Raw genomic sequence first — 7,731 nt, 5'->3', positions numbered from 1 at the left:
CGCAACTCCAGTGCCCGCGGCATGCTCTTCTACCGCCTGCTCCAGCAGGCCGTCGCCACCGATCCACACCCGCTGAACGAACTGATCGTCAGATAACAGTCCCGATAAGGATCACTGCACTCAAGCAAATATGCAGAACATATGTTCGACTCCTGCAACCGGAACGCCCTCCGGCCCCGGTCCTCCGGGCATCCATGCCTTGATGACCACGACACGCCGTAGACCCCCCGGCGTGTCGTGGCGTCCAGGCATGGATGCCGGCCTGAAGGGCGGCCGTCATGCCCCGCGACCCCGCTGGCGCTCTGCGCCTCTGGCCAGAGCGGCGGCGAGGCGGCGCTGCAGAAGGGCTGGATTTCGGACCTCCCGCCAACCCCATCGCACAACCTCGAGCCCGTCCTCGAGAACGAGCTGCTCGCGCGACTTCTCACGACGAATGGCGGCCAGCGGATCCTCTCCAGGTGCAGCCTGGTACTTGCCGAATCCGTCTGCCTCGCCGACGACGAGAACGTCGTCCCAGAAGAAGTCGACGCGGATCCGCACGCCGCCGACCACCAGCCAGACCTGTGTCTTGGGGACTCTGATCCCGATCTCCGGAAACGTGGCCCGGGACGCGGATTCCAACGGAGACTCCGACGCCGGATCGAGGAAATCGATCACCCGCCGGACCTTGACGATGCCGCGCCGGAACGCCGGCCACTCCGCGGTCTCGCCCAACTCCCCGACCGTCACCAGGCCCTTGCGAACGGCGGATTCAGCCACCACCACACCGCCCACGAACGACAACTCCGCACACAGGTCGACGATCGTTCGGGCCGGCGTGGTCAGCCGCACCCCGTGAAGCTCGGTGACGTGGTGATCCGGCAGCTGCGCCACTCGCAGCCGGTACCCGTCGCGATGGGTGCCCGAGACCGTGAGGTCCCCGGTCATGACGACTAGCTCCTGGTGCGGCGGGTCCAGAAACTCCAGGCCGTAGATCTGTGCGGCCGAGGCAGCCGCAGCCACGACCGGCGTCTTGAACGACGTCTGCAGACCTCGAACATGCAGGGCGTGCAGCAGCGCGGGATCTGACGAAGCCGCCGCCAGGTCAGCCGTCGAGACGTAGACGGCGGCGCGCAATCGGCGGATGTACCCGGCCCGAGCCATTCGCCGGACGTCGGACAGGTCGAAACCCTCCGCGCGAGCCTGTTCCAAGGTGAACGGTCCACGCCAGTCGTCCAGAAAATCCCCCATGCGGCGCGACCTTGGTCAGTCGCGCGCCTCCGGTCCAGCCCACGAACGATTCCTGTGGACGACCGCCACCGCCCCGGCCACTGTGAACATCGCGACCTCGTCAGACGGGCATCCATGCCTTGCCGGCGCGACACGCCGCGCCCCCAGCGGCGCGTCGTGGTCACCCAGGCATGGATGCCCAGGTGCCTGCGGCGCCCGTGCCCGGCGTATCAGTCGACGAGGGGGATGTCCTCGAAGTAGCCCTGCCGCTCCCGGTAGAACTCGATGCCGGTGCCGTGGGGGTCGCGGAAGTACATGCTGTTGTGCACGCCGCGGTCCGGGCCGAGGTAGTCCGTGCCGGCGCCGTCGAGCTTGGCCTTGAGCTCGTCGAACCGTTCCGGGGTCACCGACAGCGCGATGTGCTGGACGTTGCCGATGGTCTCGGAGTACTCCGGGTGGTCGTGACCCGGGAAGTCGAAGAAGCCGAGCAGCGTGCGGTTGCCGAGGTCGAAGAAGAAGTGGCTGGAGCCGTTGTAGTCGCGGTTCTCCACGAGCTCGACCAGTGGGAAGCCGAGGAACTCCTGGTAGAAGCGGATGGTCTCCTCCACGTCGCGACAGATCAGCGCGAGGTGATGGATGCCTCCGGTCGGCGGCGCGGGGCGTTCGACCTTCGGCCTGACGTACTTCGATCGAAGCTCGTCACGGCGGGCCCGGACGGCCTCGAGCTCGGCACCCTCGGGCTGTGGCATCGACTGATCCTCCGTTGCGTCCGAACAAGCGTGGGCTATAGCTCACCCTGCTTCGGACGTCAGGTCCAGTCCGGACCCAGCCCGGACTCAGCCTGCGGTCATCCCGCCGTCGGCGGCGACGATGGAGCCGGTCAGGAACGAGGCCTCCTCCGAGGCCAGGAACAGCACCGCCGCGGCGATCTCCGCCGGCGTCCCCAGCCGGCCGATCGGGTACTTCTCCACGGTCATCGCGATGCCGGCGGCGAGGTCGCCGCCGCCCCGCACCGCCAGCAGCGGCTCGCTCATCGGGGTGAGCACGGTGCCGGGACACACCGCGTTCACCCGGACCTGGCGCGGGCCGAGGTCGAGGGCCATCTGCCGGGTCAGCGCGACCACGGCGCCCTTGGACGCGCAGTACACCGAGGCCCAGCCGATCCCGACCAGCCCGGCCACGGACGCGACGTTCACGATCCCCGCTGATTCACCGGGCGCCGGAGCGAAGTGCCGCAGGGCCGCCCGCGAGCACAACTGCACGCCCTTGACGTTGACCGCCATGCAGCGGTCCCAGTCCGCCTCGTCGATGACCTCGACGCTGCCCAGAACACCGAAGGTCCCGGCGTTGTTGACCAGGACGTCGAGCCGGCCGAACCGGGCTGCGGCGGCGTCGACGGCCGCATCCACCTCGGCGGCCACCGTGACGTCGGCGGTCAGTGCCAGGGCTGAGCCGTCCGGAACCAGGGCGACGGTCTCCGCCGCCGCCTCGCCGCGGACGTCCAGCACGGCCACCGCGGCCCCCTCGGCCACAAATCGGAGCACGGTCGCCCGCCCGATCCCCGAGCCCCCGCCGGTCACCAGCGCGACGCGTCCTGCCAACCGCTCACCCATGGGCCGCGACCCTAGCCCGCCCCGGCTGGGCCACCGCATGTCCGGGACCGCGCAAAGAAACCGGGGAAATATGTGGCCTGCGGACTATGGCGTCCGCCCCGCTCGCAACTACCGTCACTTGAATGGCGCTGCGACCGCCCCCGCCGAACACGTGGGCCAACCCCTACCGCGGGCTCTCGATGCAGGAGGTCGACTTCCCGCTCACCGAGCCCGCGATCCTGGCGTTCCTGCTCGGTCGTGAGGTCTACCGCCGCACCGAGTACCTCGCCCTGCGCCACGGCGAGCAGACCGCCCTGGTCCAGGTGGTCAAGGAGAGCGAGGTCCCGCTGTTCTCCCCCGTCACCGAGGCCCTGGTCCTGGCCCTGCCGGAGCAGGTCGGCTTCGTCGTCGACCCCGACGTCGACGCCGGCAACGCCACCGCGTTGGCCCGCGTGGCCGTCCCCGGCAAGCTCGCCACCGTCGTGCTCGGCATGTTCGAGCACGTCAACTTCCTCTATCGGCCGCAGCCGATCCGGGTCAGGGTCACCGAGGTCGTGCCGCCGAGCCCACCCAAGCTGCTCACCCAGGCCCAGCAGGTGGTGGCCTTCGACGAGGACCTGCCCCCGATCGATCTGATCCTCGATGCGGTGAACGTCGACGAGCTGGTCGCGGCCAACCCCGCCGAGCACTATCTGCTGCCCTGCCGTGGCTCCGGGGCCGCGCCGGCCGGCGCCGACGTCGCTTTCCTGGACACCCGCCCGGCCACCCGCGAGGACTGGCTGCTGATCGGCTGCGAGCGTTCGCTGCAGTTCCACCGGCACTTCTACGGCGACGAGCCGCCCCGGGTCGACCTGTGCCCGCGCGCTCGCCTCGAGGCCGACGAGGACTTCGCGGCCAGCGGGGACTACGCCCTGATCAAGTGCTGCCTCATCGAGCGCGGCCTGGACGTCGGCGGACGCACCGCGGTCGTGCCCTGGGGCGCGAACCTGGACGAGATCCGCGACGGGCTCCGGAAGCTACTTCTGATCGGGCCCGAATGAGTTCGCACCTGTCCGACTCCGAGATCTACGGCCATCTCTGGACCACCCCCGAACTCCACAAGCTCTTCGACGACCGCGGCCGCACCCAGTCCTGGCTCGACGTGCTGGCGGCCCTGGCCGCCGCGCAGGCCGACGTCGGGCTCATCCCCGCCGACGCCGCCGCCGCGATCGCCGCGGGCGCCAAGGTGGACGCCCTCGACCTGACCGAGGTCGCGGCGCAGACCCGGGCCACCGGGCACTCCACCCTCGGCCTCATCCGTGGGCTCAAAGCGCTGCTGCCCACCGACGTTCACGAGTGGGTCTACTACGGCGCCACCGTGCAGGACATCACCGACACCGCGACCGCACGCACGATGCGCACAGTCCTCGACATCGTCGACCGCGACGTCGGACGCTGCCGGCAGGCCTGCCTGACCCTCGCCCGAGACCACCGCACCACCGTGATGTGCGGGCGCACCCACGGCCAGCCCGGCCTGCCGATCACCTTCGGATTCAAGGCCGCGATCTGGGCCGATGAACTGACGCGGCATCAGGAACGGATCGCGCAGGCCCGGCCGCGCCTGGAGGTCGTCCAGCTCGGCGGGGCGCTGGGCACCATGGAGTTCTGGGGCGAGGCGGCCCTCCCCCTGCTGGACGCGTTCGCCGACCGCACCGGCCTGGCCGCCCCCGACGTCCCGTGGATCACCGCCCGGGACCGGGTCGCCGAGTTCACCTGGCTGCTCGCGATGGTCAGCGGCACGCTGGGCAAGATCGGCAACGAGATCTTCGAGTTGCAGCGTCCCGAGATCGGTGAGGTCGCCGAACCCTTCACTCCCGGCCAGGTCGGCAGCATCACGATGCCGCACAAGCGCAACCCGGAACTGGCCGAGCACCTGGACACCTTGGCCCGCCGGGTCCGGGCCAACGCGGCCGGCTCCCTGGAGGGCCTGATCGCGCTGCACGAGCGGGACGGCCGGTCCTGGAAGGCCGAGTGGCTGGCGGTGCCGGAGTCGGCGCAACTCACCGGCGCCGCCCTCGGCTTCGCCGCCCGGTTGCTGGCGGGCCTGCAGGTCAACGCCGAGAAGATGCGGGCCAATCTCGACGAACGTCGCGGGTACCTGCTCTCCGAGCCGCTGATGCGGGCGCTGTCGGACCGGATCGGTAAGCACGCCGCCCACGAGGCCGTGTACGCCGCCGCGATGGCCGGGATCGACCGCGGCGTCGATCTCACCGAGGTGCTCCTGGAGCAGCAGCTTCTGACGCCGGATCAGATCGAGGCCGCCACCGACCCGGCCAAGGCCCTCGGCGCGGCCACCGCCTTCGTGGACCGGATGCTGAAGACGTGAACCCCCACGTCGGCCTGTCCGCCCAGCCCCGCACCAGGCTCGGCACCTTCCCCACTCCGCTGCACCCCGCGCCACGGCTGTCGGTCGAGCTCGGCGTCGAGGTGTGGTTCAAGCGGGACGACCTGACCGGGCTCGGCCTGGGCGGCAACAAGGTCCGCGCCCTGGAGTACGTGCTCGGCGACGCCGAACGGGTCGGCGCGGACACCCTGGTCACCGGTGGTGGGCCGGCCTCGAACTGGGCGATGCTCGCCGCGCTGGCCGCCCGCACCCGCGGCCTGGACGCGGTGCTGGTGATGTACGGCGACCCGGTGCCGGCCACCGGCAACCTCGCGCTCGCCGAGCTGGCCGGGGCGCGGGTCGTGTTCACCGGAGATACCGACCGCACCTCCGTCGACCGCGGCGTGGCCGACGAGGCCGCCAAGCTGGTGGTCGACGGGCGGCGGCCGTACTCGCTGGGCCGGGGCGGGGCGACGCCGGTCGGCGCCCTCGGCTACGTCGCCGGGACGCTGGAACTCGTGGGCCAACTGCACGAGCGGGCCCTCGAACCGGCCACGGTGTGGACCGCGACCGGGTCCTGCGGCACCCAGTCCGGTCTGGTCGCGGGCGCGTCCTGGCTGCGCCCGGGCTATCGGGTGGTCGGAGTCAGCGTGAGCCGTCCGGTCGAGGAGTGCACGGCGCGGATCGCCGACACCGCCGCCGGGGCCTGCGCCCTGATCGGGGCGCCGGCGCCGGTCGAGCTGCCGGAGGTCCGCGGCGACCAGCTCGGCGCCTACGGCCGGCGCTCCGATTCGGGGGCGGACGCGGCGCGGCTGGTGGCCCGGACCGAAGGCGTCTTCCTGGATCCGGTGTTCGCGGCCAAGGCCATGGCCGGGCTGATCAGTGCCGCCGCGGATTCAAGGGTCGAAGGTCCCGTGATCTTTCTGGTCACCGGCGGGGCACCCACCCTGTTCTTCGCGAAATAGACCCCGCAGCTCGCCCTGCTCTGTCCGCTTTCGCTCCCGGGAAATCAACCTTTCGGCTGACTCAAGGTCGATCGTCCAGAGGATTTCCCCGCCGGGTGAAACCGTCTTGGATGCCCGGCCGTCTGACCCCGTGAAAGCGCGCAACGAGTCAGCACCGCCCGCCTGCACCGGCGACCCACGCACGGAGGACGACATGCACACCTGCTCCTGGTTCAGCTCGAACGAGCATCCGGAGTGCGGCCAGCCCGCGCCCCATCTGGTCACCGTGACCACGCCGCTCTACCGGGCGACGATGTGGTTCTGCACCGATCACAAGCTCGCGCAGGAGGCCAACTTCGCGCGTCGCGTCCCCGGCCAGCGTCGGTCCGTGGCCGCCAAGACCTCGGCCTCGACCTCCACCTGAAACTGGCCTGAACCATCCGCAGCGTGATCGCTGCACCCCCGATGCCCGGATGACCCAGGTCGTCCGGGCATCGCCATGTCCGGCCCGGTCTCAGCCCGAGACGATCCGCTTCGCCTCGGCCACCAGCGCCGCCTCGACGGCGTCGAAGGCCGCGGTCCGCTCAGCCACCCGCGCAGCGGCGGCGCGACCGGTCGCGACCGCCTCCGCGGCCATCGTGCGCACCACCGAGGGCTCGGCCCCACCCCGGGTGTTGCGGGTCCGCACGATGGACCGCGGGTCCAGCGCCTGGCTCAGGTCCGAGCCCGTCACGCCCAGCGGCGACCCGGTCACCTCGACCGCGGCCGCGTCCAGCATCTCGCCGGTGATGTCGATCCCGCGCACCTTCTCCGCAGCCGCGCGCCGCACGGTGGCACCGACCACCTCATACGCGGTCCGGTAGTCCACGCCCAGCGTCACCATCAGGTGCTCGGCCAGGTCCGCGGCCTGCGAGTAGCCGGACTCCAGCGCCTGGTACATCCGCTCCGGGTTCGCCGTCAGGCCTGAGGTGACCCCGGCCATCAGTGCGACCTGACGGGTCGCCAGATCCAGGGCCCGCGGGACCTCGCCGTAGGCGAAGATCAGGTTGTCGCTGCGGGCCGACGGGCTTTTGGTCGTCGCCAGCAGCCCGGTGAGCCGGCCGATCAGGACGCCGGCCTCACCCCGGACCATGGTCAACGCGTACGGGTTGCGCTTCTGTGGCATCAGCACGCTGGTGCGGGTGTGCCCTTCGGCCAGGCTGACGTAGTCGAACTCGTTGGAGGCCCAGATCTCCAGGTCCTCAGCCATCTTCGCCACCGTGACCGCCAGCGAGGCGACGGCGCCGAGCAGCGCGACGTAGCCGTCGGTCTGCCACATCGCGTCCCGGGTGTGCTCGATGACCCCGTCGAACCCGAGCAGGCCGGCCACCACCTCGCGGTCGCCGGTCAGCGCGCTGCCGTTCACCCCGCCGGCCCCGCCCGGGCTCTGGTTGAGCCGATCCAGCTCCGCCTCGAGCCGGTCGATGTCGCGCAGCGCCGCGTGCGCAAACGCGACCAGGTAGTGCCCGAAGGTCGAGGGCTGCGCGTGCTGCAGGTAGGTCTGCTCGGCCATGAAGGTCTCGGCGTGAACGTCGGCCTGCTCGCCGGCGGCGACCACGATCGCCGCCGCCGCGTCGAGCAGGCC

8 protein-coding genes are annotated in these 7,731 nt (G+C 71.0%); 4 read left to right on the top strand and 4 right to left on the bottom strand.

The window, feature by feature from the left end; genetic code table 11:
* Positions 1-276: 276 nt before the first annotated feature.
* From H0X00_RS19505 to H0X00_RS19495, 3 genes are all read right to left on the bottom strand, one after another.
* Complete coding sequence (locus H0X00_RS19505) at positions 277-1,230, bottom strand: type IV toxin-antitoxin system AbiEi family antitoxin (protein ID WP_293774083.1); 954 nt, start codon at positions 1,228-1,230, stop codon at positions 277-279.
* Between the two features lie 209 nt (positions 1,231-1,439).
* Positions 1,440-1,958, bottom strand: coding sequence for a VOC family protein (locus tag H0X00_RS19500; RefSeq protein WP_293774082.1), 519 nt, complete (start codon positions 1,956-1,958; stop codon positions 1,440-1,442).
* Between the two features lie 87 nt (positions 1,959-2,045).
* Positions 2,046-2,822 (bottom strand): SDR family NAD(P)-dependent oxidoreductase, encoded by a 777-nt coding sequence (locus H0X00_RS19495; protein ID WP_293774080.1) that lies wholly within the window; start codon positions 2,820-2,822, stop codon positions 2,046-2,048.
* 122 nt (positions 2,823-2,944) lie between these two features.
* Between H0X00_RS19495 and H0X00_RS19490 the strand changes: the two genes are divergently transcribed.
* From H0X00_RS19490 to H0X00_RS19475, 4 genes are all read left to right on the top strand, one after another.
* Positions 2,945-3,841 carry a hypothetical protein gene (locus H0X00_RS19490; RefSeq protein WP_293774078.1) on the top strand — a complete coding sequence of 299 codons (897 nt, stop codon included), beginning with the start codon at positions 2,945-2,947 and terminating at the stop codon, positions 3,839-3,841.
* Entirely contained in the window at positions 3,838-5,166 is a 1,329-nt protein-coding gene (locus H0X00_RS19485) for an adenylosuccinate lyase family protein (protein WP_293774077.1), read from the top strand. Before H0X00_RS19490 ends, H0X00_RS19485 begins: the two co-directional genes overlap by 4 nt.
* Positions 5,163-6,128, top strand: coding sequence for a 1-aminocyclopropane-1-carboxylate deaminase/D-cysteine desulfhydrase (locus tag H0X00_RS19480; RefSeq protein ID WP_293774075.1), 966 nt, complete (start codon positions 5,163-5,165; stop codon positions 6,126-6,128). The genes H0X00_RS19485 and H0X00_RS19480 overlap by 4 nt, the downstream gene beginning before the upstream one ends.
* 193 nt (positions 6,129-6,321) lie before the next feature.
* Entirely contained in the window at positions 6,322-6,531 is a 210-nt protein-coding gene (locus H0X00_RS19475; RefSeq protein ID WP_293774074.1) for a hypothetical protein, read from the top strand.
* Between the two features lie 90 nt (positions 6,532-6,621).
* Here the strand turns inward: H0X00_RS19475 and H0X00_RS19470 are convergent.
* Positions 6,622-7,731 (bottom strand): lyase family protein (locus tag H0X00_RS19470; protein ID WP_293774073.1); only part of this gene is annotated, 1,110 nt, incomplete at its 5' end.

Origin of the sequence: Sporichthya sp., from assembly GCF_013815995.1 — a bacterium.
Classification (GTDB): Bacteria; Actinomycetota; Actinomycetes; order Sporichthyales; family Sporichthyaceae; genus Sporichthya.
This window is presented reverse-complemented; position numbering and strand designations above follow the sequence as displayed.